This window comes from Streptomyces sp. NPDC008092, from assembly GCF_042957285.1.
In the GTDB taxonomy this organism is placed as follows: Bacteria; Actinomycetota; Actinomycetes; order Streptomycetales; family Streptomycetaceae; genus Streptomyces.
This window is the reverse complement of record NZ_JBIBHY010000002.1, coordinates 67,240-91,626: the sequence shown is the minus strand read 5'-3', so window position 1 is coordinate 91,626 and position 24,387 is coordinate 67,240. Positions and strand designations below refer to the sequence as shown.

At 72.8% G+C, this 24,387-nt stretch carries 24 protein-coding genes; 11 read left to right on the top strand and 13 right to left on the bottom strand.

What is annotated here, in order from left to right; all coding sequences use genetic code 11:
• Positions 1–5: 5 nt before the first annotated feature.
• Positions 6–1,826 carry an ATP-binding protein gene (locus ACFZB3_RS05340; protein WP_391372028.1) on the bottom strand — a complete coding sequence of 607 codons (1,821 nt, stop codon included), beginning with the start codon at positions 1,824–1,826 and terminating at the stop codon, positions 6–8.
• A 346-nt stretch (positions 1,827–2,172) separates the two neighbouring features.
• Here ACFZB3_RS05340 and ACFZB3_RS05335 point away from each other — a divergent pair, with 346 nt between their 5' ends.
• Both ACFZB3_RS05335 and ACFZB3_RS05330 read left to right on the top strand, forming a co-directional pair.
• Positions 2,173–2,535, top strand: coding sequence for a DUF1304 domain-containing protein (locus tag ACFZB3_RS05335; protein ID WP_351711924.1), 363 nt, complete (start codon positions 2,173–2,175; stop codon positions 2,533–2,535).
• Positions 2,532–3,098, top strand: a complete 567-nt coding sequence (locus ACFZB3_RS05330) for a TetR family transcriptional regulator (protein ID WP_391370047.1) — start codon at positions 2,532–2,534, stop codon at positions 3,096–3,098. Before ACFZB3_RS05335 ends, ACFZB3_RS05330 begins: the two co-directional genes overlap by 4 nt.
• Positions 3,099–3,102: 4 nt before the next feature.
• On the opposite strand, the gene ACFZB3_RS05325 is transcribed toward ACFZB3_RS05330, so the two are convergent.
• Complete coding sequence (locus ACFZB3_RS05325) at positions 3,103–3,951, bottom strand: hypothetical protein (RefSeq protein ID WP_391370044.1); 849 nt, start codon at positions 3,949–3,951, stop codon at positions 3,103–3,105.
• A 154-nt stretch (positions 3,952–4,105) separates the two neighbouring features.
• Here ACFZB3_RS05325 and ACFZB3_RS05320 point away from each other — a divergent pair, with 154 nt between their 5' ends.
• A complete protein-coding gene (locus ACFZB3_RS05320) occupies positions 4,106–5,056 on the top strand; it encodes a zinc-binding dehydrogenase (RefSeq protein WP_391370041.1) in 951 nt (316 codons plus the stop codon).
• 17 nt (positions 5,057–5,073) lie between these two features.
• Here ACFZB3_RS05320 and ACFZB3_RS05315 read toward each other — a convergent pair whose 3' ends face one another.
• Together ACFZB3_RS05315 and ACFZB3_RS05310 are read right to left on the bottom strand one after the other, a co-directional pair.
• On the bottom strand, positions 5,074–6,180 hold the full coding sequence (locus tag ACFZB3_RS05315; RefSeq protein ID WP_391370038.1) for an alcohol dehydrogenase catalytic domain-containing protein: 1,107 nt from the start codon (positions 6,178–6,180) through the stop codon (positions 5,074–5,076).
• Between the two features lie 25 nt (positions 6,181–6,205).
• Positions 6,206–7,663, bottom strand: a complete 1,458-nt coding sequence (locus tag ACFZB3_RS05310) for an aldehyde dehydrogenase family protein (protein WP_391370036.1) — start codon at positions 7,661–7,663, stop codon at positions 6,206–6,208.
• Positions 7,664–7,779: 116 nt separating this feature from the next.
• Here ACFZB3_RS05310 and ACFZB3_RS05305 point away from each other — a divergent pair, with 116 nt between their 5' ends.
• Both ACFZB3_RS05305 and ACFZB3_RS05300 read left to right on the top strand, forming a co-directional pair.
• A complete protein-coding gene (locus ACFZB3_RS05305; RefSeq protein ID WP_391370033.1) occupies positions 7,780–8,208 on the top strand; it encodes a MarR family transcriptional regulator in 429 nt (142 codons plus the stop codon).
• Between the two features lie 189 nt (positions 8,209–8,397).
• Positions 8,398–8,790, top strand: a complete 393-nt coding sequence (locus tag ACFZB3_RS05300; RefSeq protein WP_391370030.1) for an anti-sigma factor antagonist — start codon at positions 8,398–8,400, stop codon at positions 8,788–8,790.
• Positions 8,791–8,807: 17 nt separating this feature from the next.
• Here ACFZB3_RS05300 and tuf read toward each other — a convergent pair whose 3' ends face one another.
• The 3 genes from tuf to ACFZB3_RS05285 form a co-directional block, all read right to left on the bottom strand.
• Complete coding sequence (gene tuf, locus ACFZB3_RS05295) at positions 8,808–10,001, bottom strand: elongation factor Tu (protein WP_391370027.1); 1,194 nt, start codon at positions 9,999–10,001, stop codon at positions 8,808–8,810.
• Between the two features lie 64 nt (positions 10,002–10,065).
• Positions 10,066–11,019, bottom strand: a complete 954-nt coding sequence (locus tag ACFZB3_RS05290; protein WP_391370024.1) for a ribose-phosphate diphosphokinase — start codon at positions 11,017–11,019, stop codon at positions 10,066–10,068.
• Between the two features lie 59 nt (positions 11,020–11,078).
• Positions 11,079–11,795 (bottom strand): SDR family NAD(P)-dependent oxidoreductase, encoded by a 717-nt coding sequence (locus tag ACFZB3_RS05285; protein WP_391370022.1) that lies wholly within the window; start codon positions 11,793–11,795, stop codon positions 11,079–11,081.
• 77 nt (positions 11,796–11,872) lie between these two features.
• Here ACFZB3_RS05285 and ACFZB3_RS05280 point away from each other — a divergent pair, with 77 nt between their 5' ends.
• Both ACFZB3_RS05280 and ACFZB3_RS05275 read left to right on the top strand, forming a co-directional pair.
• Positions 11,873–12,685, top strand: coding sequence for a helix-turn-helix domain-containing protein (locus ACFZB3_RS05280; protein ID WP_391370019.1), 813 nt, complete (start codon positions 11,873–11,875; stop codon positions 12,683–12,685).
• 216 nt (positions 12,686–12,901) lie between these two features.
• Positions 12,902–13,534, top strand: coding sequence for a DUF4230 domain-containing protein (locus ACFZB3_RS05275; RefSeq protein WP_391372025.1), 633 nt, complete (start codon positions 12,902–12,904; stop codon positions 13,532–13,534).
• On the opposite strand, the gene ACFZB3_RS05270 is transcribed toward ACFZB3_RS05275, so the two are convergent.
• Positions 13,519–13,689, bottom strand: a complete 171-nt coding sequence (locus tag ACFZB3_RS05270; RefSeq protein WP_391370016.1) for a hypothetical protein — start codon at positions 13,687–13,689, stop codon at positions 13,519–13,521. The two genes, ACFZB3_RS05275 and ACFZB3_RS05270, sit on opposite strands and share 16 nt — an antisense overlap.
• Between ACFZB3_RS05270 and ACFZB3_RS05265 the strand changes: the two genes are divergently transcribed.
• Both ACFZB3_RS05265 and ACFZB3_RS05260 read left to right on the top strand, forming a co-directional pair.
• The gene (locus ACFZB3_RS05265) at positions 13,688–14,377 is read left to right on the top strand and encodes a VanZ family protein (RefSeq protein ID WP_391370013.1); all 690 of its coding nucleotides are present in this window, start codon (positions 13,688–13,690) and stop codon (positions 14,375–14,377) included. The genes ACFZB3_RS05270 and ACFZB3_RS05265 overlap by 2 nt on opposite strands.
• Positions 14,378–14,543: 166 nt before the next feature.
• Positions 14,544–15,785, top strand: coding sequence for a ricin-type beta-trefoil lectin domain protein (locus ACFZB3_RS05260; RefSeq protein WP_391370010.1), 1,242 nt, complete (start codon positions 14,544–14,546; stop codon positions 15,783–15,785).
• A gap of 19 nt (positions 15,786–15,804) precedes the next feature.
• Here the strand turns inward: ACFZB3_RS05260 and ACFZB3_RS05255 are convergent, their stop codons facing one another.
• Complete coding sequence (locus tag ACFZB3_RS05255; RefSeq protein WP_391370008.1) at positions 15,805–16,062, bottom strand: hypothetical protein; 258 nt, start codon at positions 16,060–16,062, stop codon at positions 15,805–15,807.
• 486 nt (positions 16,063–16,548) lie between these two features.
• On the opposite strand from ACFZB3_RS05255, the gene ACFZB3_RS05250 reads away from it, so the two are divergent.
• On the top strand, positions 16,549–17,511 hold the full coding sequence (locus tag ACFZB3_RS05250; RefSeq protein ID WP_391370005.1) for an oxidoreductase: 963 nt from the start codon (positions 16,549–16,551) through the stop codon (positions 17,509–17,511).
• A gap of 85 nt (positions 17,512–17,596) precedes the next feature.
• Here ACFZB3_RS05250 and ACFZB3_RS05245 read toward each other — a convergent pair whose 3' ends face one another.
• From ACFZB3_RS05245 to ACFZB3_RS05235, 3 genes are all read right to left on the bottom strand, one after another.
• Positions 17,597–17,815 carry a hypothetical protein gene (locus tag ACFZB3_RS05245; RefSeq protein WP_391370002.1) on the bottom strand — a complete coding sequence of 73 codons (219 nt, stop codon included), beginning with the start codon at positions 17,813–17,815 and terminating at the stop codon, positions 17,597–17,599.
• A 69-nt stretch (positions 17,816–17,884) separates the two neighbouring features.
• Positions 17,885–19,174, bottom strand: a complete 1,290-nt coding sequence (locus ACFZB3_RS05240) for an ROK family protein (protein ID WP_391370000.1) — start codon at positions 19,172–19,174, stop codon at positions 17,885–17,887.
• A 244-nt stretch (positions 19,175–19,418) separates the two neighbouring features.
• Positions 19,419–22,568, bottom strand: a complete 3,150-nt coding sequence (locus tag ACFZB3_RS05235) for a cytochrome P450 (RefSeq protein ID WP_391369997.1) — start codon at positions 22,566–22,568, stop codon at positions 19,419–19,421.
• 191 nt (positions 22,569–22,759) lie between these two features.
• Between ACFZB3_RS05235 and ACFZB3_RS05230 the strand changes: the two genes are divergently transcribed.
• Positions 22,760–23,389 carry a PAS domain S-box protein gene (locus tag ACFZB3_RS05230; protein ID WP_391372022.1) on the top strand — a complete coding sequence of 210 codons (630 nt, stop codon included), beginning with the start codon at positions 22,760–22,762 and terminating at the stop codon, positions 23,387–23,389.
• Here the strand turns inward: ACFZB3_RS05230 and ACFZB3_RS05225 are convergent.
• A complete protein-coding gene (locus ACFZB3_RS05225; RefSeq protein ID WP_391369994.1) occupies positions 23,335–24,243 on the bottom strand; it encodes a DUF3626 domain-containing protein in 909 nt (302 codons plus the stop codon). The genes ACFZB3_RS05230 and ACFZB3_RS05225 overlap by 55 nt on opposite strands.
• Positions 24,244–24,387: the final 144 nt, after the last annotated feature.

Below are 24,387 nucleotides of genomic sequence, written 5' to 3'. Positions count from 1 at the left end.
GTGGACTAGTCGCTCTCTTCAGTGCGGTGCTCGGCGGACTCGCGTCCGGCGGCGGCGTCATCGGCGCCGGCCGGGGTCGCGGGTACCGCGTCGTCTTCGTCTCCGGTCAACTCGGCCTCGCTGTCCGCCGCTTCGTCCGCGGCGGGCACGCGGCCCGCGGTGGCGAAGGCGGCCAGGCCCGCGAAGGACTCCTCGGGCGGGACCGCGGGGAACGCGGTGCCCTGCGTGCGGGCGGTGCGCTCCTCGGGCTGCTCCTCCTCGCGGCGCCGGCTGCGCCGCCTGGGCAGTCCGCCCGGGGTGGTGTCCGGGGCCTCGCCGGACTCCGGCTGAGTGACGGTTTCGACGGCGACCGGGCCGTGCGCCTGCACCGGGGACGCGGCGGCCGGGGCGGCCGTCACGGGGACCGGGCCGGCGGGGGCCGCGGGCAGCGGGCTGAAGTACTTGTGCGGGACCACGACGACCACCGAGGTACCGAGCCAGGGCGAGTCCGCGAAGGTGACCCGGATTCCGTACCGGCGGGCGAGGATGCCGACGACCCGCAGGCCGATGTTGGCGTCCTCGGAGATGCCCCCGATACCGGGTCCGGCGTCGGTGCCCGCCAGGGAGTGCTCGGCCTCGCGCTTCTTCTCCTCGCTCAGGCCCTTGCCGGAGTCCTGGATCTCGATGCCGACGCCGTTCGGTACCTCCTTGCCCGAGACCACGACCGGCTCGGTGGGCGGCGAGTAGCGGGCCGCGTTGTCCAGCAGGTGGGCGAAGATCAGCGTGAGGTGGTCCACCAGACCGCCGTCGACGCCGAGTTCGGGCAGGTGCCGGACCTCGACGCGGTGGAAGTCCTTGATCCGGCCGATGCCGCCGCGCACCACGCTGAGCAGGCGCTGAGGCTCCTGCCACTGGCGGCCGGGGCGGTCCGAGCCGCCCAGCACGCCGATGCTGCCGGCGAGCGAGTCGGCGGGGCCGAGTTCCTGGTCCAGCTCCATGAGACCGCGGGCCACGGCGGGCAGCCGGCCGTGCTCGCCCTGCATCTCGTGCAGCCGGCCGCGCAGCTTGCTGGTCAGGACGTGGATGCGGTTGCCGATGCTGATCACGGCCTGCTCGGCGGAGGTGGAGCGGTTGAACTCCTCCTCCACACCGATCAGCGAGGTGCGCAGAATGCGGCGCAGGTCGGCGCGGACGTCCTTGTCGACCTTGGCGCACTGCTCGGTGACGGGCAGCAGGTCGTCGATGGCGTCGCCGTCGCGCAGCCGCTTGAGCGCGTCGGGCAGCTGCTCGGCGGCGAGCCGGGAGATCGCGGACCGCTGGTGCGTGAGCTGCTCCTGCCAGACCTCGGCCTGGTCGGTGAGCTGCGCCTCGGAAGACTTCACCTGGTCGGCGAGCCGCTCCTCGAACGCCCGCACCTGCTCGGCGAGCTGGGCGTCGTAGTGGGCGGTCCGGTCGGCGAGCCGGCTCTCGAAGGCGGACGCCTGCTCGGCGAGCTGGGCGTCGAACGCGGCCGCCTGCTCGTCGAGCCGGCCCTCCAGCGTGGCGCGCTCGGCGGAGAACTTGCGCTCCAGTCCCGAGACATGCTGCTGCCACTGCTGGGAGTGCTCGGCCTGGGAGCTGCGGAACGACCCTTCGGTGCTGCGCAGCTGGCGCTGCGAGCGGATCAGCAGTCGCACGCAGACCGAGCTCGCGACGGTGGCCGCGGCACCGGCCACGGCCGCGGTTATTCGCTCCGAGCTCATGAACGTGGCGGCGACCGTCCCTCCCCCTAAGGCCAGCGGCATCAGCCACCAGCTGTACCAGGCGACAGGGGCCCGCGCCGCCGGCGGCGGAGTGGCGAGTTCCATCTGCATCCCTCGAAGCAACACGATCGAACAACAGCGAACAGGGGCGGTGTGCGAAGGCCGCACTCACGAGTACACACGGCGGCACGGACCCACCCTGGGGTGCGTCAACTCGCCGTGACGGAAGGGAGCTTATCGGGTTTGAACCCGAAAGGATCAACCTCGGCGGACCGAGGAAGTGAGGGTTCCGTCACGCTCTGCCAGGTGGCGGCAAATCAACAAATACCCATTCTCGCCCGCGACTTCCGGACATCACCCCCACGCCTCGATCGAAAGATCCCGGGATCTCATGGACACCTGTCCAGCTATAGTGGACACCTGTTCAAGAGATGGGGAGGATCCACCGATCATGGAAACCCTGGCGAACGTGCTGGTCGGGCTGGTGGCCGCGCTGCACGCGTACATCCTGGTGATGGAGATGTTCCTGTGGCAGAAGGGCCCCGGGATGCGCTTCCACGGCTTCGACGCGGAACTGGCCCGGCGAACCGCACCGCTCGCCGCCAACCAGGGCCTCTACAACGGCTTCCTGGCGGCCGGCCTGGTGTGGGGACTCGTGGCCGCCGACCCGACCGGCTTCCGGGCCCAGGTGTTCTTCCTGTCGTGCGTGGTGGTGGCGGGGGTGTACGGCGCCGTCACGGCCAACCGGCGGATCCTGTTCGCGCAGGCGCTGCCCGGCGCGCTCGCCCTGGCCGCCGTCCTCGCCGCCCGGTGACCGGCCGCCCGGCCGCCGAGGACCCGCGGGCCGCCCGCACCCGGGCGCGGCTGCGGCAGGCCCTGCTCGACGAGTGCGCCGAACGCCCGCTCGCCGAGGCCGGGGTGGCCGCGGTCGTGCGCCGGGCCGGGGTGGGCCGGGCCACCTTCTACGTCCACTACGACGGCCTGGAGGCGCTGGCGGTCGACGCCTGCGCGGACGTCGTCCGGGAGGCCGTGGACGCGCTGCACGCCTGGCGCGGCCGGCCGGACCCGGTGCACGCGCCGCCGGCGCTGCGGGAGTTCTTCGCCGGGCTGGTCCCGCACGCGGCCCTGTACCGGGAGTTGCTCGCGCCCGGCGGCGGGGGTCCGCTGGGCCGGGTGCTGCACCGGGACCTGCGGGCGCGCAGCCTGGCCGAGCGGGAGCTGGTGGGCGCGGCGGACGCCCCGCTGGTGGCCTCGGCGGTGGCCGCCACCTTCGCCGGGGTGCTGGCCGACTGGCTGCACGGCCTGCTCGACACCGGACCGGACGAAGTGGCGGACCAGGTCTGGCAGTTGCTGGTCGCCCTGCACATGAGCCGCTGAGCCGTCAGTCACAGGCGAAGCCGCGCCGCTCCCTGGGCCAGGCCTCCACGCCGTGCGCGGTGCGCACGTAGGCCGTGCCGCGGTCGTCCGTCAGCCACAGCCGCCAGTCGCGGAAGCGGTAGCCGGTGTCGTGCGCGTCGGCGGGCAGCGTGCTGTCACCGTGGTAGCGCCCGGCGAGCACGTCGTCCCCGGCGAACACGCCGTGGGGATCGCGGACGTAGGTCCTCTCGCCGAACCTCAGGAAGTGCGCCGACTGCCAGCCGCAGTGCTCGGCGCCGGCGGAGCTGGTGATCTTCGAGACCGGGACCCGGCGGCCGACGGCGTCGGTCCAGATCTCGGGCCATCCGGCTCCCGTCGTCACGCTCGCCGGGAGCTCGGACGGATCGCAGGCCGCGTTGGTCTCCGGCCCCCAGCCGGGCCTGCCCTGCTGGTCCCTGGCGACCACGACGGCCGCTTTCGTGCGCCCGCCGACGTCGTAGGAGTAGAGCACCCGGTCCGCCTCCCGGCGCTCCACGCGGTAGCCGGAGCGCGGCACCTCCGGGTCGAACATGTGGAAGAAGAGCCGCAGGCCGTCCTCGGGCGAGTCGCCGCCGTCGTCCTCGCTCCAGCCGTCGGGCCCGGTGCCCCAGTAGATCTCCCCGTCGCACTCCAGCGCGCGGCCGGCCGCGCCGGAGGCGGTGCGCATGGCCCGCGGGGTGCTCGCGTCGACCTCCTTCGTGGGGATGTCCAGCGGCCCGCGGTACGGCGTCGCCGGCGGCGTCCCCTCGACCACGACGGCCGGCCCGCCCGCGCCGCCGCAGCCCACCGCCGCGGCCGCCACCAGTACCGTCGCCGCCGCCAGCCCTCTGCGCATGCCCGCCCCCGCCGCTCGTCACCGTTGCCGCCCTTCGACGCCGGAGCGGGCCGGAACGTTCACACCCGCCCGGAGCGCGCGCTGGCACGATTCCATCGAAGCTTGGCCATCGTGCCATTTTCCCGCCGGGCATGTCCCGGCAGGCTGGGTGACCATGAACGATGTGAACACGATGCGTGCGATCAGCCAGGACGTCCTCGGCGGCCCCGAGGTGCTGAAGGTGGTCGAGGTGGAGCGGCCGAAGCCGCGCCCCAACGAGGTGCTGGTCCGGGTGCGGGCGGCCGGCCTCAACCCGACCGACTGGAAGCACCGGGAGACCGGCGGCTTCCTGGGCAGGCCGCCCTTCGTCCTCGGCTGGGACGTCTCCGGGACCGTCGAGGAGGCCGGTATCGGCGTCGCCGCCTTCGCGCCCGGCGACGAGGTCTTCGGCATGGCGTCCTACCCGTACGGCCACGGCACGCACGCCGAGTACGTGACCCTGCCCGCCCGTGCCCTGGTGCCGAAGCCGGCCGGGATCGACCACGTCCAGGCGGCCGCGCTGCCGCTGGTGTCGCTGACGGCCTGGCAGGCGCTGGTGGAGAACGCCGACGTCCAGGCGGGTCAGCGGGTGCTGGTCCACGCGGCGGCCGGCGGGGTCGGGCATGTGGCGGTGCAGATCGCCAAGGCGCGCGGCGCGTACGTGATCGGCACGGCGAGCGCCGGCAAGCACGGCTTCCTGCGGGAGATCGGCGTGGACGAGCCGGTGGACTACCGGTCCGTGGACGTCACGGAGACGGTACGGGACGTCGACGTCGTCCTGGACACGATCGGCGGCGACACCTCGGTGGCCTCGCTGCGGGTGCTGCGGCCGGGCGGGGTCGTGGTGTCGATCCTGCCGGTGGGCAGCCCGCGGTTCCACGAGGAGGCCGAGCGGCTGGGCGTACGGTCGGTGCGCATGCTGGTGGACGCCGACCGCGCCGGGATGCGGGCGATCGCGGAGCTGGTGGAGGCGGGGAAGCTGCGGGCGACCGTCGCGGGGACCTTCCCGCTGGCCGATGCCGCCAAGGCGCACGAGCTGGGCGGCACCGGCCGGACCACCGGGAAGCTGGTCCTGGTCGTCGACTGACCTGCGCGGTCGGAAGGTCAGAAGGTGAGCACGGGCTTGACCACCTTGCCCGTGCTCATGTCCCGCACGGCCCGGTCGATCTCGGCGAACGGGTAGGTGCTGATCAGCCGGTGCAGCGGCAGCCGCCCCTCGCGGACCAGGCGGACCAGGGCCGGTATGAAGGCCTGGGTCTCGCTGTCGCCGAGGGTCAGGCCGACGATCCGCTTGCCGGCCAGCAGCCCGTTGACGTCCAGCGGGACCTCGGTGCCGAAGGGCGGGGCGCCGACGACGACCAGGGTGCCGCGGGCGGCGAGCGCGTCGACGCCCTGGCGGAGGACGCCGACGTTGCCGGTCGTCTCCACGATGCCGTCGGCGCCGGCCCCGCCCGAGATGCGCCGCAGGGCCTCGGGCACGTCCTCCCGGGTCGCGTCCACGGCGTGGGTGGCGCCCACCTCCCTTGCCAGCTCCAGGCGTTCGGCCACCCGGTCGACGGCGACGATCGTGGTGGCGGGGGTGAGGGCGGCGGCCATGACGGCGGAGAGGCCGACCGCTCCGGCGCCGAGGACGACGACGGTGCTTCCGGTGGCCGGCTCCAGGACGTTCCACACGGCGCCGACCCCGGTCTGCACCCCGCAGCCGAGCGGGGCGATCGACTCCAGCGGGACGTCCGGGTCGACCTTGACCAGGCTGCGCTCGTCCACCAGGGCCCGTTCGGCGAAGGAGGACTGGCCGAAGAAGTGGCCGCCGAGCGGCTCGCCGTCCCGGCTGACGGTGGCGGTGCCGTCGGCGCGGCGGCCGCCGATGAGGTTGAGCGGGAGCCAGGTGGTGCAGTAGGCGGGGTGGCCGCCGTGGCAGTTGCGGCAGGTGCCGCAGGAGGTGAAGGACAGGACCACGTGGTCGCCGGGGGCCACGCCGGTGACGGCGGAGCCGACGGCCTCGACGACGCCGGCGCCCTCGTGGCCCAGGACTCCGGGCAGCGGGAAGGGCAGGCCGCCGCTCGCCACGCCGAGGTCGGTGTGGCACAGACCGGCGGCCACCATGCGGACGAGCACCTCGTACGGCCCCGGCGAGTCGAGCTGGACGTCGCCGAGGGTGAAGGGGGCGCCGCCGGACTCGACCACGGCGGCTCGGGTGGTGAGGGACATCGTGCGAACTCCTGGTGTGCGGGGCTCAGTCGAGCGAGACGACGACGGACTTGACCTTGGTGTAGGAGGCGAGGGACTCGGGGCCGTACTCGCGGCCGAAGCCGGAGGCCTTGACGCCGCCGAACGGGACGGCGGGGTCGAGCATCGCCCAGTCGTTGACCCAGACGATCCCGGCCTGCAGGCGGGCGGCGACCCGGTGGGCGCGGGCCAGGCTGCCGGTCTGGATGCCCGAAGCCAGGCCGTACGGCGTGGAGTTGGCGAGGGCGACCGCCTCGTCCTCGGAGTCGAAGGGCTGCACGGTGAGGACCGGGCCGAAGATCTCGTCCTGGATCACCCGGGAGTCGTTCGGCAGGTCGGCGACGACGGTCGGCCGGTAGTAGAAGCCGCCGTTCAGGTCGAGGCGTTCGCCGCCGCAGACGATGCGGGCACCCTCCTTGCGGGCGAGTTCGACGTACTCCTCGACCTTGCGCAGGTGCTTCTCCCCCGCCATCGGTCCGACCACGGTGGCCGGGTCGCGCGGGTCGCCGACCGGGACGCCGGGGACGGCCTCGGCGAGGATGCCGAGCAGGGTGGCGTAGACCGGGCGGGCGACCAGGAGCCGGGGGCCGCCCATGCAGAACTGGCCGGTGTTGAAGACGAAGGCCTTGATGACCGCGCCGACGGCCTTCTCCAGGTCGGCGTCCTCGAAGACCAGGTGGGCCGCGTTGCCGCCGAGTTCCATGGTGACCGGCTTGAGCGCCTCCCCGGCCGTGCTCGCGACGTGCCGCCCGATGGCGGTGGAGCCGGTGAAGGCGACCTTGTCGACGCCCGGGTGGCGCAGCAGGGCCTCGCCCGCGACCGGTCCGGCGCCGGTGACGACGTTGACGACGCCGTCGGGGACACCGGCCTGCTGGAAGAGACGGGCCATGTAGAGGGCGCTGAGCGGGGTCTCGTCGGCGGGCTTGTGGACGACCGTGTTGCCGGCGGCGAGGGCCGGGCCGATCTTCGAACCGGCCAGGATGAGCGGGAAGTTGAACGGAGTGATGGCGGCGACCACGCCGATCGCCTCGCGCCGGGTGTAGGCGAGGGCGTTCATCGGGACGTCGCGGACTGCGCCGTCCAGCGAGTGGGCGAGGGCCGCGAAGTGCTCGTAGTCGTTGGCCGCGTTGGTGACGTCGACGGCTCCGGCGAGCGTGACGGGCTTGCCGACGTCCAGGCTCTCCAGGGCGGCTATGTCCTCGGCGTTCTCCCGGATCAGCTCGGCGACGCGGTGCAGCACCCGGCCGCGCTCCCGGCCGCTGAGTCCGGACCAGTCCCCCGCATCGAAGGTCTCGCGGGCGGCGCGCACGGCGGCGTCGACGTCGGCGGCCCCGGCCTCCGCGACGGTGGTGATCACCTGGCCGGTGGCCGGGTCGGTCACCTCCGTCCTGGCCCCGTCGGCGGCCTCCCGCCACTGCCCGCCGATGAACAGCTGCCCCGGTCCGGTCTCGAAGGTGGTCGTCATTGCCCACTCCCAGCGTCGATCGCTAAGCCTTCAACAAACAGGATTCCTGTTGGTCTCATCCCTGGACCGCAGTCTGGTTACAGACAGGATTCCTGTCAATGGTCTAGGGTGAACGCATGGTCGGTACAAAGACACGCCCCTCGCTGCTGTACATGGTCAAGCAGGTGGAGCTGGTGGTGCGCTCACACCTCGACGAGCTGGTGAAGCCCGCCGGGATCACCGCGCTGCAGTACACGGCCCTGACCGTCCTGGAACGCCATGACGGCCTGTCGGCGGCCCAGCTGGCCCGGGACTCGTTCGTCACCGCCCAGTCGATGGCCGACCTCGTACGGTCGCTGGAGACGCGCGGGCTGATCCGGCGGGAGCGCAATCCGCGCAACCGGCGCGAACTGCTGATCCTGCTGACCGACGCCGCGCGCGAACTGCTCGCCGGGGTCGCCGGGCCGGTGCGGGAGCTGGAGGAGCGGATGGTCCGCGAGCTCACCGCGCACCAGGAGGAGCAGTTCCGCCAGGCGCTGAGCAAGGCGTGGCACGCCCTGTCCTAGCCCGCACTTTCCCCACCGTGTGGCAGCGCTCCCACGTGCCCGTTCGCCGACTGTCGCGCACGCCACAGAAAATGGCGAGCCGAAGCAGCAGACATATGTCAATCGAACATGCTCAAATTCCCTCCATCGAGGGTAACTTGCAGGGCGGGGAACGGAATTGAACCGGCAGGGGTGGGAGGTGATGTCGCCGTGCGCCAGGAACCCCGGCAGGATCCCGCGCCGCTCTCCCGGCACCTGCGCATCCACGAGGACCGCGGCCACACGGTCCTGGAGCTGCGGGGCGAGATCGACATCGCGGCGGCGACGGAGATCGCGCCCCATCTGGACCGGGTGACCGCCCAGGAGAACGCCCGGGTGGTGATCGACCTGCTGCCCGTCGAGTTCTTCGACTGCTCGGGGCTGCGGCTGCTGTACCGGGCGCGCAGCCGGGTGCTGGAGCGCGGCGGACAGCTCCAGCTGGTCTGCACGCACCCGCTGACCCTGCGGGTGCTGAAGGTGACCGGGCTGTCGCGGCTGCTGCCGCCCAGGGCGACGCTGGACGCGGCCCTGGGACAACCCGAGGCCACGTCCGGCACCTTATGACACCGTTGCCACCGTGGTCACTTGAGGATCCTGGTCACCTGGCCGGCGCCGACGGTCCGCCCGCCCTCGCGGATCGCGAACTTCAGGCCCTCCTCCATCGCGATCGGCTGGATCAGCTGGACGTGCACGGTGGTGTTGTCGCCCGGCATCACCATCTCGGTGCCCGGGGGCAGGGTGACCACACCGGTCACGTCGGTGGTGCGGAAGTAGAACTGGGGGCGGTAGTTCTGGAAGAACGGGGTGTGCCGGCCGCCCTCGTCCTTGGAGAGGATGTACGCACGCGCCTCGAACTCCGTGTGCGGGGTGACCGATCCGGGTTTGATGACGACCTGGCCCCGCTCGACGTCGTCCCGTTTGACCCCGCGCAGCAGCAGCCCGACGTTCTCCCCGGCCCGGCCCTCGTCGAGCAGCTTGCGGAACATCTCGACGCCGGTGACCGTGGTCCGCGTCTTCTGCGGATGGATGCCGATGATCTCGACCTCGCTGTTGACCCGCAGCACACCGCGCTCGATCCGGCCGGTGACGACGGTCCCGCGGCCGGTGATGGTGAAGACGTCCTCGATCGGCATCAGGAACGAGCGGTCCACGTCCCGTACCGGCTCGGGCACGAACTCGTCGACGGCGTCGAGGAGTTCGAGCAGGGCCGCGGTCCACTCGGGATCGCCCTCCAGGGCCTTGAGCGCGGAGACCTTGACCACCGGCACGTCGTCGCCCGGGAACTCGTACTCGGTGAGCAGCTCGCGCACCTCCAGCTCGACGAGTTCCAGGATCTCCTCGTCGTCGACCATGTCGGTCTTGTTGAGGGCGACGACGATGTACGGGACGCCCACCTGGCGGGCCAGCAGCACGTGTTCCTTGGTCTGCGGCATCGGCCCGTCGGTGGCGGCGACCACCAGGATCGCCCCGTCCATCTGGGCGGCCCCGGTGATCATGTTCTTGATGTAGTCGGCGTGGCCGGGACAGTCGACGTGCGCGTAGTGCCGGCGTTCGGTCTGGTACTCGACGTGCGCGATGGAGATGGTGATGCCGCGCTGCCGCTCCTCGGGCGCCTTGTCGATCTGGTCGAACGGCGTGAAGGGGTTGAGCTGGGGGAACTTGTCGTGCAGCACCTTGGTGATGGCCGCGGTGAGTGTGGTCTTGCCGTGGTCGATGTGCCCGATGGTGCCGATGTTCACATGTGGTTTCGTCCGCTCGAACCTGGCCTTCGCCACTGGGGCCTCCTGGTCGCGTCGGTGCCGCCGAGCGCGGTCCAGCGCTGCGACTCCTCCTTCCTGTCTAGAGGTTGCGCGGCTCGTCGAACAGGGCGCTCACGGACTCACCGTTGTGAATACGGCGTACGGCCTCCGCCAGCGCCGGGGCGATGGACAGGATCCGCAGCTTGTCGGTGTGCTCCTCGGCGGGCACCGGCACGGTGTTGGTGCAGACGATCTCCAGCACGTCGGGCTGCTCGCTCAGCCGCTTGAGCGCCCCGGCCGCGAACAGCCCGTGCGTGCAGGCGATCCGGATCGAGCGGGGCCCCGACTCCCGCAGCCGCTCCAGCAGTTCGATGACCGTGCTGCCCTTGGCGATCTCGTCGTCGAGGACGATGACGTCCCGGTCGGCCACATCGCCGATCACCGAACTGATGGTGACCCGGTCGTCCGGGTAGCGCTGCTTGGCGCCGGCCGCCACCTGGGCGCCGATCAGCCGGGCGAAGGCGGCGGCCTCCTTGGCGTTGCCGAGGTCGGGCGAGACGACGGTGGTGCGCGACAGGTCGTACCGCCGGAAGTGCGCCGCCAGCTCGCGCAGCGCGTGCAGGTGGTCGACCGGCACCGAGAAGAAGCCGTGCACCTGCGGGGCGTGCAGGGTCATGGCGAGGACCCGGCTCGCCCCGGCGGCCACCAGCAGGTCGGCGACCAGCCGGCCGCCGAGCGAGATGCGCGGGGCGTCCTTCTTGTCGGAGCGGGCGTAGGAGTAGTGCGGCATGACGACGGTGATCCGGCCGGCGGAGGCGCCGCGGGCCGCGTCGCACATCAGCAGCAGCTCCACCAGGTGCTCCTGCACCGGCCGGACCAGGGGCTGGATCAGGAAGACGTCCCGCTCCCGGCAGTTGGCCTGGAGCTGCACCTCCAGGCAGTCGTTGGCGAACCGGCTGACCCGGATCGGACTGAGCGGCACCCCGAGGTGCGCGCAGACCTCCTCGGCCAGCTCGGGGTGGGCGCTGCCGCTGAAGACGGCGATGTCTCGCACGATCCGCTCCTCGCATGATCAATACGGGCTACGGGCTCATGCTACGGACCGTCCCCCTCTCACCACGGCACGGGTGTGCCGTCCCAGGAGAAGAACCCGCCGGTCGGGCCGTCGTCGGGCAGCAGCGCCAGCCGTACGGCACCCCGTGCGCCCTCGGCCGGATCCCCGCCCCCGGCGGCGGCACCGGGCACCAGGCCGGTGGCGCGCCGCCCGGGGGCGAGGGCGTTCACCTTGATCCCGTCCCCGGCCAGCTCCTGGGCGTACAGGACGGTCAGCGCGTTCAGCGCGGCCTTGGCGGAGCGGTAGGCGGCGGACCTGGGGACACCCTCGGTGAACTGCGGATTCGGCCCGGTACTCCAGGTGAGGGACGCGGTGCCGCTGGAGACGTTCACGACGCGCGGGCGGGCGGAGCGGCGCAGGGCCGGCAGGAAGGCGTTGGTGACCGCGGCGACGCCGAAGACGTTCGTCTCGTAGGTCTGCCGGAAGCCCTCGACGCCGGTCTCGGACGGGGTGCCGGTCACGGGCTGGACGCCCGCGTTGTTGACCAGGACGTCGAGGCGGTCGACGGAGGCCGCGGCCCGCTCGATGCTGCCGGGATCGGTGACGTCCAGCACCAGCAGCCGCGCGTCCCCGCCGATCTCCGCCACGGCCCGCTCGCCGCGCTCGGCCACCCGGGAACCGACGTGGACCTGGAACCCCTGCTCGGCGAGCAGCCTGGCGACATGGAAGCCGATGCCCTTGTTGGCACCGGTGACGAGTGCTGTGCGATCGTTCATGGCAGCCACCGTCCCCCGGCCGCGTCCGCCCTGCCAGGGACCACCTGCACCAGGCGGACCGAGGAGGCGACGACGGCATGGCGAGGCAGGAACTGGCCCGCTTCCTGCGCGAGCGCCGCGCGGGGCTGCGCCCGCAGACGGTGGGCCTGCCGCCGGGCACCGACCGACGCACCCCCGGGCTGCGCCGCGAGGAGGTCGCCGAGCTGGCCCATATCAGCGTCGACTACTACATCCGCCTGGAGCAGGCCCGCGGCCCCCGCCCCTCCCCGCGCGTCCTGGACGCCCTGGCCGGAGCCCTGCGGCTGGCCCCCGCCGAGCGCAGCCACCTCTTCCGGCTGGCCGGCTCGGCGGCGCCGCCACCCGGCACGGCGGCGCCGCGGCGGGTACGGCCGCACGTGGCCCGCCTGCTGGAGCGGTTCCCCGGCACCGCGGCGATCGTCACCGACGCGGCCTACGGCCTGGTGGCCTGGAACCCCCTCGCCCAGCTGCTGCTCGGCGGCGATCTCGGACACGGCACGACCAACCTGGCGCGGCGGCGCTTCCTCGGCCAGGGGCGGCCGCACGGGAGCTCCAGTGCCGAGGAGTTCGGACACATCGTGGTGGCCCGGCTGCGGCGGGCCGCCGAACGCTATCCGCACGACGCGCAACTCGCCGCGCTGCTGGACGAGTTGCGGGCGGACAGCGCGGACTTCCGGCGGATCTGGGCGACCCATCCGGTGCACGCCCCGGGACACCGCACCAAGGTCCTCGACCATCCCGAGCTGGGGCGGCTGCGCCTGAACTGCGACGTCCTGCTGGTGCCCGAGGACGACCAGGAGATCGTGCTCGTCACCGCGGACCCGGGTTCGGCGTCGGCCCGCCGGATCGCCGAACTGGCCGCCCGGACCTGACTTTTCCTCCGGACGGAGAAGACGCGAAGATCGCGCTGAGGCATCGCATGTATCAGTCCCGCCTCAGCTGTCTCAATCAGCCGACAACGCGGTCTGACAAGGCTGTTGGCGGGCATTCGTGTCGTTGGAAAGGAGGACCGTCACATGGCGAGTTCCACCAAGGAGAGCAAGGCGAGCTCCACTCAGGAGGCTCCCGTCACGGCCCGGCCCCGGCGCATGCCCGGCTGGGCGAAACTGGTCACCGCGCTGGTGCTGGTGCTCGTGGTGCTGTTCGCCGGGATCAAACTGGCGGTGCTGCCCGGGATCAAGGACCTGTTCGGCACGGAGACCCGCGACAACACCGGACCGGCGTTGCTCAAGTCCATCCAGGACATGAGCCGTTACGAGGCGGCCTCCGGCAACTTCCAGGTCGTCGTGGACCTGGAGAAGGACGCCAAGTACCTGCCCAGCGCGATCCGCGGCACCCGCACCCTGTACGTCGGCGCGGGCACCGTCGACTCCTATGTCGACCTCGGCAAGATCGCCCAGAAGGACGTGACGGTCAACGCCGACCGGACCGAGGCCACCATCCGGCTGCCGCACGCGCAGCTGGGCAAGGCCACCCTCGACGCCGACCACTCGTACGCCGTCTCCAAGCAGCGAGGTCTGCTGGACCGGATCGGCGACCTGTTCTCGGACAACCCGAACAGCGAGCAGGCGGTGCAGAAGCTCGCGGTGAAGCACATCTCGGACGCGGCCAAGGACAGCGGGCTGACCACCCGCGCCGAGACCAACACCACCGGCATGCTGGAGGGCCTGCTGCACTCCCTCGGCTTCACGGAGGTGCACGTGTCCTACGGGACGGTCTGACCGGCGCCGGGTGCGCTGCCGACCGCGAACGCGGGCGGCGAGCGCACCCGGAAACCCGCGAAGCGCTCCAGGAACCGCCCGAACGGCGGCATCTCCGGGCGCTTCGCGGGTAACAGCGTTACCACGCCGCCGAGTTCACGAGTGGAGGACCGCATGGCCAGCGCCGCCTCGCGCCCGCGCACCGCCAAGGGCAAAGCTGAGGAGACGAAGAAGAACGGGGGTTCCGGCAGGAGCGCCGGACCGTTCACGAAAGCCGCACGCCTGGTCACGGTGCGCCGCACCGCGGCCGGGGCCGCCCCGAAGAAGGGCGGTGCTGCCACGAAGAAGGGCGGAGCTGCCGCCAAGGCCGGTGCCAAGGCCGCCGCCAAGGCCGGTGCCGAGCGGCGTCCGCTTCCCCTCCCGCTGCGGCTGCTGGCCATGCTGTGCGCCTTCGCCGCGATGGTGGCGTTCGCGGTCGTCCTGGCCAAGCTGACGCTCGATCCCTCCCCCGCCTCGGTGTCGATCGCCCACACCAACCTGCACCCCGGCGCCACGCTCAGGATCTATCTGGACCAGCCCGCCTTCCGCGACGCCGTGAAACAGGTCGGCGGGAACGTCCTGCTCGGCGTCCCGTTCGGGATCCTGGTGCCGGTCCTCGCCCCGGGCGCCCGGGGCGTCCTGCGGGTGCTGCTGCTCACCGCGACCGTGATGCTGCTGGTGGAGCTGGCGCAGGGCGCGCTGGTCACCGGCCGGGCCTTCGACGTGGACGACGTCATCCTCAACACCACCGGGGCGCTGGTCGGTTGGCTGCTGCTGGGCCGCCGGCTCGGTCGCGCGGTGCACGCCCGCAAGCGCAAGGCCTGACGGCCCGGCGGGCGTCCGGAACCAGCCACCGGATCGTCCTGCACTGGTCCGTACCAAGGTATTGACGCACCACTTATCTCACTCCTTAAATCAACAGGCGTAACCCTTACCCCCCACCCCGGCCGGACGCCTCCCCGCGCCCGGCCGCCGTACGGAAGGGAGCGCCATGGCCTCGCCACGCCTGCTCCGCAGATGTCTGTTCGCCGCGCTGTCCGCCGCGCTGATCGGGTCCGTCGCGGTCGGTCCCGCGCACCGGGCCGAGGCCGCCGACGCGAGCGCGGCCGCCGTCACCTTCTCCGACACCTTCGACGGGGCGGCCGGTTCGCCGGTCAACTCCTCGAAGTGGACGCTGGAGACCGGCGACAACGTCAACAACCACGAGCGCGAGTACTACACCTCGGGCACCAACAACGCGGCCCTGGACGGCCAGGGGCACCTGGTCATCACGGCCAAGAAGGAGAACCCCGCCAACTACCAGTGCTGGTACGGCACCTGCCAGTACACCTCGGCCCGGATGAACACCTCCGGGAAGTTCAGCGCGCAGTACGGGCATGTCGAGGCCCGGATGAAGATCCCGCGCGGGCAGGGCATGTGGCCGGCGTTCTGGATGCTCGGCACCGACATCGGGTCGGTCGGCTGGCCGAACTCCGGTGAGATCGACGTCATGGAGAACGTGGGCTACGAGCCGTCCACGATCCACGGCACCATCCACGGCCCGGGCTACTCCGGCTCCAACGGGATAGGCGCCGCCTACTCCCTGTCGAACGGGCAGGCCTTCGCGGACGCGTTCCACACGTTCGCCGTCGACTGGGCACCCAACTCGATCAAGTGGTCGGTCGACGGCGTCGTCTACCAGACGCGCACCCCCGCCGACGTGGGCGGCAACACCTGGGCCTTCAACAAGCCGTTCTTCCTGATCCTGAACCTGGCCGTGGGCGGCTACTGGCCGGGGGACCCGGACGGCTCGACCGCCTTCCCGGCGCAGCTGGTCGTGGACTCGGTGTCGGTGACGACGAGTGACACCGCGACCGGGGTCGCGATCAAGGGCCTGGCCGGCAAGTGCGTGGACGTGGCGGGGGCGAACACCGCCAACGGCACGCCCGTCGACCTCTACGACTGCAACGGCACCGCCGCCCAGCAGTGGACGGTCGGCAGCGACGGCACCGTCCGCGCGCTGGGCAAGTGCCTCGACGTCACCAGCGGCGGCACGGCGGACGGCACGACGGTCCAGCTCTACGACTGCAACGGCACGGCCGCCCAGAAGTGGGCCGTCTCGTCGGCGAACGACATCGTGAACCCGCAGGCGAACAAGTGCCTGGACGTCACCGGCAACAACTCGGCCAACGGCACCCGGCTGCAGATCTGGACCTGCACGGGCGGCGCCAACCAGAAGTGGACGGTCGGCTGAGCACAGCGCGCGCCGCGGGCTAGCGGTGCGCCGGGCGGGGCGTCCAGGTGAACTTGTCCCCGCCCACCCAGCAGACCACGTCCGGATCGTCCAGGTCGTGGACCTTGATGCCGTAGGACGCGGCGACCTCCAGCACGTCCGTGACGGCGCGTGCCTGGCAGACCACCTCACCGTCGATCTCCACGATGCGGAAGGGCGGGGTGCCGGGCTTGCCGGTCATGACCCCGAGCACCAGGATCCGCGGCTGTGAGATGAACGGGCTCGCTATCTCGGTCATGCAATCGAGGGTAGATCTCCCTGGCCGGAAGTGACCGGTCCGAATCACCCTCCCGGGCGGCCCAGGAGCCGCGCCGGCCGGATATTTGCCCGGACATTTGCACACGCTTGAGGAAGCGGCGGGCAAACCCGCGACCAGTCCTGGTCCCCCGCGGACGCCGGGCACACCCCGCCGTCCGCGGGGTGACACGCATCACCCATGGGCCCGGAACAGCCAGGGGTGGTTGTCCGTTGAACCAGCCGTGGGTGCGGATGGGACAGTGTCCCCGGGCCTCACCTTTTGCCCACAGGGACGATCGTTCGGCTGAAGCCCTGTGGAGCGTTCCGCCGAGAGGCGACCGCCATCCGTGCCCACCACCTGGCCGCCCCGGCCGCGAATCCCCCGTCGCGGCCGGGGCTTTCCGCTGTTCGGAGCCGCTCGGGACCGCCGGGGCGGCCAGGGCGGCCGCTTGACTTCGAGAGCACTCCAATTCGTAGCGTTCGAGTCATGAGCGCTACGACACCTCAGCACAAGATCGGTTCCGGATTCGGCGCGGCCAGCACGGCCGACGAGGTCCTGGCGGGCCTCGACCTCGACGGCAGGCTCGCGATCGTCACCGGCGGCTACTCCGGGATCGGGCTGGAGACCACCAGGGCCCTCACCGGGGCCGGTGCCCACGTCGTCGTCCCCGCGCGGCGCGCCGAGACCGCCCGTGAGGCGCTGGCGGGCCTCGACGGGGTCGAGGTGGACGAGCTGGACCTCGGTGACCTGGAGAGCGTGCGCGGCTTCGCGGAGCGGTTCCTGGCCTCCGGACGGACCGTCGACTTCATGATCGACAGCGCGGGGATCATGGCCTGCCCGGAGACCCGGGTCGGGCCCGGCTGGGAGGCCCAGTTCGCCACCAACCACCTCGGGCACTTCGCCCTGGTCAACCGGCTCTGGCCGGCCGTCGAGCCCGGCGGCGCGCGGGTCGTGTCGGTCTCCTCGCGCGCCCACCACTTCTCCGGGATCCGCTGGGACGACGTCCAGTGGCGGCACGGCTACGACAAGTGGGAGGCGTACGGCCAGGCCAAGACCGCGAACGTGCTCTTCGCCGTCCACCTCGACCGGCTCGGCCGGGACTCCGGCGTACGGGCCTTCGCCCTGCACCCCGGCGGCATCATGACCCCGCTGCAGCGGCACATCCCCCTCGCGGAGAAGATCGAGCGGGGCTGGGTGGACGAGCAGGGGAACCTGCTGGAGGTCGCGGGCCTGAAGACGCCGGAACAGGGGGCGGCCACCCAGACCTGGGCGGCCACCTCCCCGCAGCTGGACGGCATGGGCGGGGTGTACCTGGAGGACTGCGACATCGCCGAGCCCGCCGCGGACGGCGAACCGGCCGGTGTGCGGGCCTGGGCGGTCGACCCGGAACAGGCCGCCCGGCTGTGGGACCTGTCGGCGGAGCTCACGGGCGTCAACGCGTTCGCCTGAGCAGCCCGGCCCGCCGGTCCCGGGCACCCGGCCGGCGGGTGCCAGGGCCGCTCTCCCGCTCCCCCGCTCCCCCGCTCTCTCGCGCTCAGGCCGACGGTTCGTCGGGCACCGGGTCCTCGGGGTGCACCGCCCCCGAGCGCACTGCGCCCCGAGGGCCGGTGCCGGCCTCGTCGGGGTCGGGAAGGCCGTCGTCGCCGTCCTTCGGCCGCCGGATCTCCGCGGCCTCCCAGGGGTCCCGGCCGGCCCCGGCCTGCTGGTCCGGCAGATCCCGGGGAACCGGCCTGCCACCCTGCTTCTCGCCCACGGCACACTCCCCTCGCGTCGTTCCGACCGTCAGGCGAGTACCTCGCCCGGACGCGGCGAAACGCGCGGGTCAGCGCGGACTGCGCTCCTCCAGGGCCGCGCGCCAGGCGGGGAGCCGGTCCTCGGTGACCGGTTCGGCACGGCGGCCGCCGCGGCTGAAGAAGTCGGCGAGGGGCAGGATCGCGGCGCCGACGGTGACCGCGTCCGGGCCGAGCCGGCCGAGGTCGATGGTGACCTGCTCGGCGGGGTGGCGCAGCGCGTACGTGGTCGCGTACCGGCGTACGGCGGGCAGGAAGCGGGCACCCAGCTCCAGGCCGGCCCAGCCGCCGATCAGGATCCGCTCGGGCTGGAAGAGGTTGATCAGGTCGGAGAGGCCGGCGCCCAGGTACTCGGCGGTCTCCTCCAGGACGGCGAGCGCGACCGGGTCGGGCTCGGTGCCCTCGGAGGGGTAGGCGGCGGCGAGCATCGCGGTGAGCGCGGTCTCCTCGTCGATGCCCTCGTCCGGCCGGCCGCCCTCCTCGCGCCAGCGGGCCAGCAACGACTCGGCGCCGGCATAGGCCTCCAGACAGCCGAGCGCCCCGCAGCGGCAGCGGCGGCCCCGCACCCGTACGGTCAGATGTCCCCATTCCACGGCCCGGCCGTTCTCCACGTCGGCGGTGACCAGGCAGGCGCCGACGCCGGAGCCGAAGAGCACCACGACCGCGTTGTCCGCGCCGCGACCGGCACCGAACCACATCTCGGCCTGGCCCAGGGTCTTGGCGCCGTTGTCGATGAAGTACCGCACCGAGTCCGGGAGCCGGCAGCCGGAGCGGAGCAGTTCCTCCAGCGGGACGGCGTCCCAGCCGATGGTCTGGCCGTGCACGACGGCGCCCCGGTCCCCGGTGTGCTCGATGATGCCGGGGACGCCGACGCCGACGCCGAGGAGCAGCTCGGGCGAGGCGCCCTCGGTGGCGAGGACCTCGTCGATGCCGTCCCGGATGTGGCCGACGATCACCTCGACGTCGTAGCCCTGCTGCTCCAACGGACGCTCGACGCGGGCCAGTTCGGTGAGGTTGAGGTCGAACAGCTCGACCCGGACCCGGGTCTCGCCGACGTCCACGCCGATCATGTGCCCGCTGTGCGGGGCGACCCGCAGCAGGGTGCGTGGCCGGCCGCCGTCGGAGTCGACGCTGCCGGCCTCCTCGACCAGGCCGTCGGCGACCAGGTCCGCGACCACGTTGCTCACCGAGCCGGAGCTCAGGCCCGTCGCCGGGCCCAGCTCGAAGCGGCTGAGGGGCCCGTCGAAGTAGAGCCGCTGCAGTACGGCCGTGCGGTTGGCCCTCCTGAGGTCGCGTACCGTGCGCCCGTTCCGCCCCGCCATGTGGCTCCGCTCCCTTCACGAACCCTGCCCGACCTGCAACATACTCCTTCGGGGGGCTGGAAGCGATATTTTCCCAACCCTTAGTTCACGCTGTGAGCTAAGGAGGGGTCGATGCCGGGTCGTGCCGTATCGGTCCGGGTCGCGGGCGGGCGGGAGGCCCGTCGTGGTTGCTCGCGCCCACGCGGCAGAGCCGCATATTAGTACAGCCCCGCGCCCCTTTCGGGGCGATCCGGACGAGCGCCGATCAGGACGCCGCGTATACATCCTCCACAAAACGGCCCTCCGCCACCAGGGAGTTCAGCCATTCGTCGGGATTTCCCCCGGGCACGCGGTCACGGAACATCGTGCGGAACGCCTCCCGTACGCCCGGTGCCATGCGGGCGCCGTCGCCGCACACGTACACCCGGGCACCTGCGGCCAGCAGCCCCCACACCTCATCGGACTCGGCGGCGATGCGGTGCTGGACGAACGTGCCCGCGGTGCTGAAAGCCGGGCGCAGGGAGACGGCGCCGGCCGCCTGCGCGGCGTGGAGCTCCTCGGCGTGCAGGTAGTCCGCGTCGGCCGCGTCGCAGCCGAAGTAGCAGAGGGCGGGCGGGAGTTCGGCGCCCGCCGCGAGGGCCGCGGTGCGGTCGGCGACGGCGCCCCGGAAGGGGGCCAGGCCGGTGCCGGCGGCGATCATGACGACCGGTGCGGTGTCGTCGATGCGGAAGGCCTCCCGGCAGGGCTGGACGCGGGCGTGGATCGTGTCGCCGGGGCGCAGGGCGGTCAGGTGGCCGGAGCCGGTGCCCCGGTAGGTGCCCTTGCCGGAGCGGGCGGGGGCTTCCAGTAGGGAGACCATCAGGTCGGCATGGCGGGGGTCGGCGGCCGGGGACGAGGAGACCGAGTAGTGCCGGGGCTTCAGCGGGGTGAGGAGGTCCAGGAGGCGTGGCCAGTCGAGGGCGCCGCGCAGGGCAGGGTGGTCCTCGATGATCTCGACGAGGGTGCGGGGGTCGCCGCTCAGGGCGGCGAGGGCGGCCTTCTCGGGCGGGCAGGGGTTGGCGTCGGCGAGGAGGGCGAGCTGGTCGGCGCTCGGTCGTTCCTGCAACTCGACATGGTGGGTGAGGAGTTGGCGCGCGGTCAGGGGGCGGTCGACGGCGAGGCCGTCGCGGCGCGGGCGGGTGGCGCGGATGTCGAGGACGGTGTCGGGGTCGATACCGAGGGCGGTGGTCGCCCGGGTGACGAGTGCGGGGTCGTTGGCGGGGAGCACGGTGAGGTGGTCGGCAGTGCGGTAGGTGACGTCCTCGGGCAGGGCGATCCGCAGGAAGCGCTTGGTACGGCGGTAGCCCGGAGCGGTGAGGTCGTACGCCTCGGCGACCGTCATCGGGACGAGCCCGTGGCGCTCGGCGAGTGCGTCGAGGGGGCCGCCGGTCAGGGTGCGGACCTCGTACGCGGCGGTGGGCTCCGGCGTGGCGACGGCATCGGGGTCGCCGTAGCGCTCCAGCAGGGCGGTGCGCAGCCGGGCGGTGAACTCGCGGACCGTGCCGCCGAGGTCGCCGGAGGCGTCGGCGGCGGCCCGGTCGGCGAGGCGGCCGGCGCCGAGTTCGGCGAGCCGGGCGTCGAGGCGGGTCGGGAAGTGCTGGTAGGTGGCGGCCCAGTTGCGGTCGCCGACGCCGAGGACGGCGTAGGTCACTCCGGTGAGGTCGGGGCCGCCGTCGAGCCAGTCCGCGAAGGCGGTGGCGTCGTCGGTGGGGCGGCCGTTGTAGGAGGCGGCGGTGATGACGACGGGCCGGTCGGTGGGCAGGCCGCCGGCGTAGGCGTCCAGGGCCGCGACCTCGGTGGCGCAGCCGATGTCGCCCGCCTCGTCGGCGAGTTGGCCGGCGAAGCCCCGGCAGGTGCCGTAGTTGCTGCCGTGCAGGAGGAGGGCGCCGGTGCCGGGGCGGACCCGGGCCGGGAGTGCGGCCGTCTCCTGCGGGTCGGGGGCGGCCGTCGGCCGGGCGCCCGGCAGGGGCTGGTGGACGCGGTCGGCGGGGGTGCGCGGGGTGAGGGTCAGGGTGAAGCCCTCGGGCTTGAGGGTGAGGGTCTCCTTCACGGTGAGCGCGTAGTCGGCATGGTCGTGCGGCCGGTAGCGGTGCACCAGCATGGCCAGCAGCATGGTCGCCTCGTGGAGGGCGAACTGCCGCCCGATGCAGGCGCGTTCACCGGTGCCGAAGGGCTTGAAGGCGTGCACCGGGCGGGCCGCCTCGGCCTCCGGGGCGAACCGCGAGGGGTCGAACAGCTCGGGGTTGTCGCCCCAGACGGGCTGGCGGTGCAGCATCGGGGCGAGCACGGTGACGGCCTGTCCGGCCTTCAGCGGGATGCGGCCGCCGAGCAGGGTGTCCTCCAGGGCGTGCCGGCCGAAGGCGGCGGCGGTCGGCCACAGCCGCAGCGCCTCGTTGAGCACCTGCCGGGTGTAGGCCAGGCGGCCGACCTCGTCGTAGGTCGGCTCCGGGTCGGGCGTGTCGCCCCACAGCGCGTCGGCCTCGCGCTGCACCAGCTGGAGCGCGGTCGGGTGCTTGGCCAGGTAGTACAGGGCGAAGGACATCGCGCCGGAGGTGGTCTCGTGGCCCGCGATGAGGAAGGTGATGACCTGGTTGCGGATGTTGGCGCGGTCCAGGGTGGTGCCGTCCCCGGGGTGCCGGGCGGAGAGCATCAGGCCGAGGAGGTCCTCGGCCGTGCTCTGGTCGGTGCCGGTGCGGGCGGCGATGACGTCGTCGACGACCCGGGCGAGGTGGTCGGCGTCGTCCCGGAAGGCCGCGTCGGCCGCCGAGTGGTCGGCGCCGGGCCGGCGGGCCAGGCGGGTCATGCTCCACTCCAGGCAGCGGACCATGGACTCGACGAAGGGGTGGGGTTCGGCGCGTTCGAAGGAGCCGAAGTCGTAGCCGAAGCCGGCCAGGCCGATGGTGTCGAGGGTCATCCGGGTCATGTCGTCCGGGACGTCGACCGGGCGGCCGTCGCGGGCGGCCCGGTCCCAGGACTCGATGAGCCGGCGGGCGACCCTGACCATCACCGGGTGGTAGGTGCGCATCGAGCCGAGGGCGAAGGCGGGCATCAGGATGTCGTGCGCCTTGGCCCAGTTGGGCTCGTCGTTGTAGGCGGTGAACAGCCCGTCGGCGGCGAAGGCGCGGACGTTCTCCAGGGCCGGTCCGACGTGCTTGGCGAACCGCTGCTCGTCGGCGAGGTCGGCGACCAGGCCGGCGTCGGCGACGAACAGGGTGTCCCGCCCGTGCAGCCGCCGTACGAGGACCGGTCCGTGCTCCCGCATCAGGTCCATGACCTGCTGGACGGGGGTGCGGCCGGGGCCGGTGGCGGTGATGTCGACGACGGGGACGCCGGGCAGGGCGGGTGCGGGGTCGGGGTGCAGCGCGGTGGGGGGCATGGCGCGACAACTGCCTTTCGCGGTACGGAAAGTCCTGTGATCCAGCGTGGTCCGGCACGGGTGGGACGCGGTGCCGTCGCCCTACACGATCGTGCAGTCGAAAGTGCCCGTCGGCTCTTGCGCCGGGCCGGTGGAGTTGCCTCTGACCTGGCTGGTCGCCTTGGATGAGAGGGAAGGGAGCTGCGGTGGGCATGGAGGCGGGCGGGCTCGACGGCGTGGTGTGGCGCAACCGCGCCCTGACGCTGTTCGACCGGGTGGCGGTGCCGGTCGCGGTGTGCGACGTGTACGGGCTGGTGGTGCTGGCCAACCGGGCGATGGCCGCGGAGTGCGGTACGACACCGGGCCGGCTGCGCGGCCGGGACGTGCTGGAGCTGTTCCGCCCGCAGGAGGAGGCCCAGGTGGAGCGGATCGCCGAGGCGCTGCGGCTGCGGCACCGCTCGCGCTACCAGGTGTCGGTGCGGTGGCGGGCGCCCGGCGGGGCCGAGAAGTACGGGGAGCTGACGGCGGATCCGGTGAGCGAGGCGGTGGGCGAGACGCCGTCGCTGCTGGTGATGTTGCGGGTGGCCGGCGAGCGCGCGGCACCGCGGGCCGAGCCCGCGCGGGTCACCCCGGTCGAGGGACGGGTGCTGGCGCTGCTGGCCGGCGGTGCCACCACCGCGCGGGCCGCCCGCGAGCTGGGCCTGACCGGCGACGGTGTCACCTACCACCTGCGCCGCCTGTCGGCCCGCTGGGACGCGGCCAACCGCACCGAACTGGTCGCCCGCGCCTACGCCTTGGGCGTGCTCAGGCCAGGGGTCTGGCCGCCCGTCCCGGCCGAGTAGGCGGTACCCGCGCCGGCCGGTGCGCCGAAGCGGGCCAGGGTGTGCCAGACCATCTTGAGGTCCTGGATCCCGTACCGGCCGGTGCGGGCGGCGGCACCGATGATCCGGGGGTCGACGACGCCCGTCTCCGCGATCTCGGCGCCGAGTTCGGCGTACTCCGGGCCCCGGTAGCCGGCGTGCCGGCGCAGTTCGGGCACGGTGATCCGGTAGCCGGGGTGCCATTCGACCGGGAAGGGCAGCCGGCGGGCGGCCTCCGCCACGGGCGTGTCCCGGTAGCAGGCGTCCAGCACCAGGGCCTCGACGTCCCGGTCGAGCCGTACCCCGCCGTGCACCTGTGCCTCGATGTAGTCGTTGAGGGCGTCCCGCTCGTCGGCCGCGGCCAGGGCGAGCACACGGGTGCCTGCGGCCACGCCGAAGTCCGTCGGCTCGGCCGCGCTGTCCGGGTAGCAGAAGGTGGCGCGGCGGAGTGCGGGTCCGGTCAGGCGGAGGTGCGAGGAACCGAACCGGGGAGCCGCGCCGACCGCCTGGCGGCGGAAGTCGAGTGCTCCGTACACCGGCCGCTCGGCCGGGTGGGCGTCGTCGTAGGCGCCGCCGAAGATGCGGCTCTCCCAGCGCCACCGGTCGCCGCCGGGGTGCGCGGTGAGCCCGCCGTTGCTGGTGCCGGTGACGAACTGGGAGTGGTAGGCGCCGTCCCGGGCCAGCGCCTCCAGGATCGGCAGACCGGCCGAGAGCCGGTCGGGGTGGAAGTTCAGGGTGATGCGCAGGGCGGGGTCGAGGGGCGGTCCCGAGGACAGCGCGGCCACATGGCGCAGCGCCGCGGCGGCCCGTGCCGTGCCGGCGTCCGCGATGTCCATCGGCTTCCCCCTGCGCCGTCGGACGGCGGCCCGTCCGATGTGGCCGGACCGATGTGGCCGGACCGATGTGGCCGGACCGATGTGGCCGGACCGATGTGGCCGGACCGATGTGGCCGGACCGATGTGGCCGGACCGATGTGGCCG

Bases quoted from the DNA above. Each gene is read 5' to 3' on its own strand.
- ACFZB3_RS05340 (WP_391372028.1), bottom strand. From the start codon at position 1,826: ATGGAACTCGCCACTCCGCCGCCGGCGGCGCGGGCCCCTGTCGCCTGG.
- ACFZB3_RS05335 (WP_351711924.1), top strand. From the start codon at position 2,173: ATGGAAACCCTGGCGAACGTGCTGGTCGGGCTGGTGGCCGCGCTGCAC.
- ACFZB3_RS05325 (WP_391370044.1), bottom strand. From the start codon at position 3,951: ATGCGCAGAGGGCTGGCGGCGGCGACGGTACTGGTGGCGGCCGCGGCG.
- ACFZB3_RS05320 (WP_391370041.1), top strand. From the start codon at position 4,106: ATGAACGATGTGAACACGATGCGTGCGATCAGCCAGGACGTCCTCGGC.
- ACFZB3_RS05315 (WP_391370038.1), bottom strand. From the start codon at position 6,180: ATGTCCCTCACCACCCGAGCCGCCGTGGTCGAGTCCGGCGGCGCCCCC.
- ACFZB3_RS05310 (WP_391370036.1), bottom strand. From the start codon at position 7,663: ATGACGACCACCTTCGAGACCGGACCGGGGCAGCTGTTCATCGGCGGG.
- ACFZB3_RS05305 (WP_391370033.1), top strand. From the start codon at position 7,780: ATGGTCGGTACAAAGACACGCCCCTCGCTGCTGTACATGGTCAAGCAG.
- ACFZB3_RS05285 (WP_391370022.1), bottom strand. From the start codon at position 11,795: ATGAACGATCGCACAGCACTCGTCACCGGTGCCAACAAGGGCATCGGC.
- ACFZB3_RS05280 (WP_391370019.1), top strand. From the start codon at position 11,873: ATGGCGAGGCAGGAACTGGCCCGCTTCCTGCGCGAGCGCCGCGCGGGG.
- ACFZB3_RS05275 (WP_391372025.1), top strand. From the start codon at position 12,902: ATGCCCGGCTGGGCGAAACTGGTCACCGCGCTGGTGCTGGTGCTCGTG.
- ACFZB3_RS05265 (WP_391370013.1), top strand. From the start codon at position 13,688: ATGGCCAGCGCCGCCTCGCGCCCGCGCACCGCCAAGGGCAAAGCTGAG.
- ACFZB3_RS05270 (WP_391370016.1), bottom strand. From the start codon at position 13,689: ATGCGGTCCTCCACTCGTGAACTCGGCGGCGTGGTAACGCTGTTACCC.
- ACFZB3_RS05260 (WP_391370010.1), top strand. From the start codon at position 14,544: ATGGCCTCGCCACGCCTGCTCCGCAGATGTCTGTTCGCCGCGCTGTCC.
- ACFZB3_RS05255 (WP_391370008.1), bottom strand. From the start codon at position 16,062: ATGACCGAGATAGCGAGCCCGTTCATCTCACAGCCGCGGATCCTGGTG.
- ACFZB3_RS05250 (WP_391370005.1), top strand. From the start codon at position 16,549: ATGAGCGCTACGACACCTCAGCACAAGATCGGTTCCGGATTCGGCGCG.
- ACFZB3_RS05240 (WP_391370000.1), bottom strand. From the start codon at position 19,174: ATGGCGGGGCGGAACGGGCGCACGGTACGCGACCTCAGGAGGGCCAAC.
- ACFZB3_RS05235 (WP_391369997.1), bottom strand. From the start codon at position 22,568: ATGCCCCCCACCGCGCTGCACCCCGACCCCGCACCCGCCCTGCCCGGC.
- ACFZB3_RS05230 (WP_391372022.1), top strand. From the start codon at position 22,760: ATGGAGGCGGGCGGGCTCGACGGCGTGGTGTGGCGCAACCGCGCCCTG.
- ACFZB3_RS05225 (WP_391369994.1), bottom strand. From the start codon at position 24,243: ATGGACATCGCGGACGCCGGCACGGCACGGGCCGCCGCGGCGCTGCGC.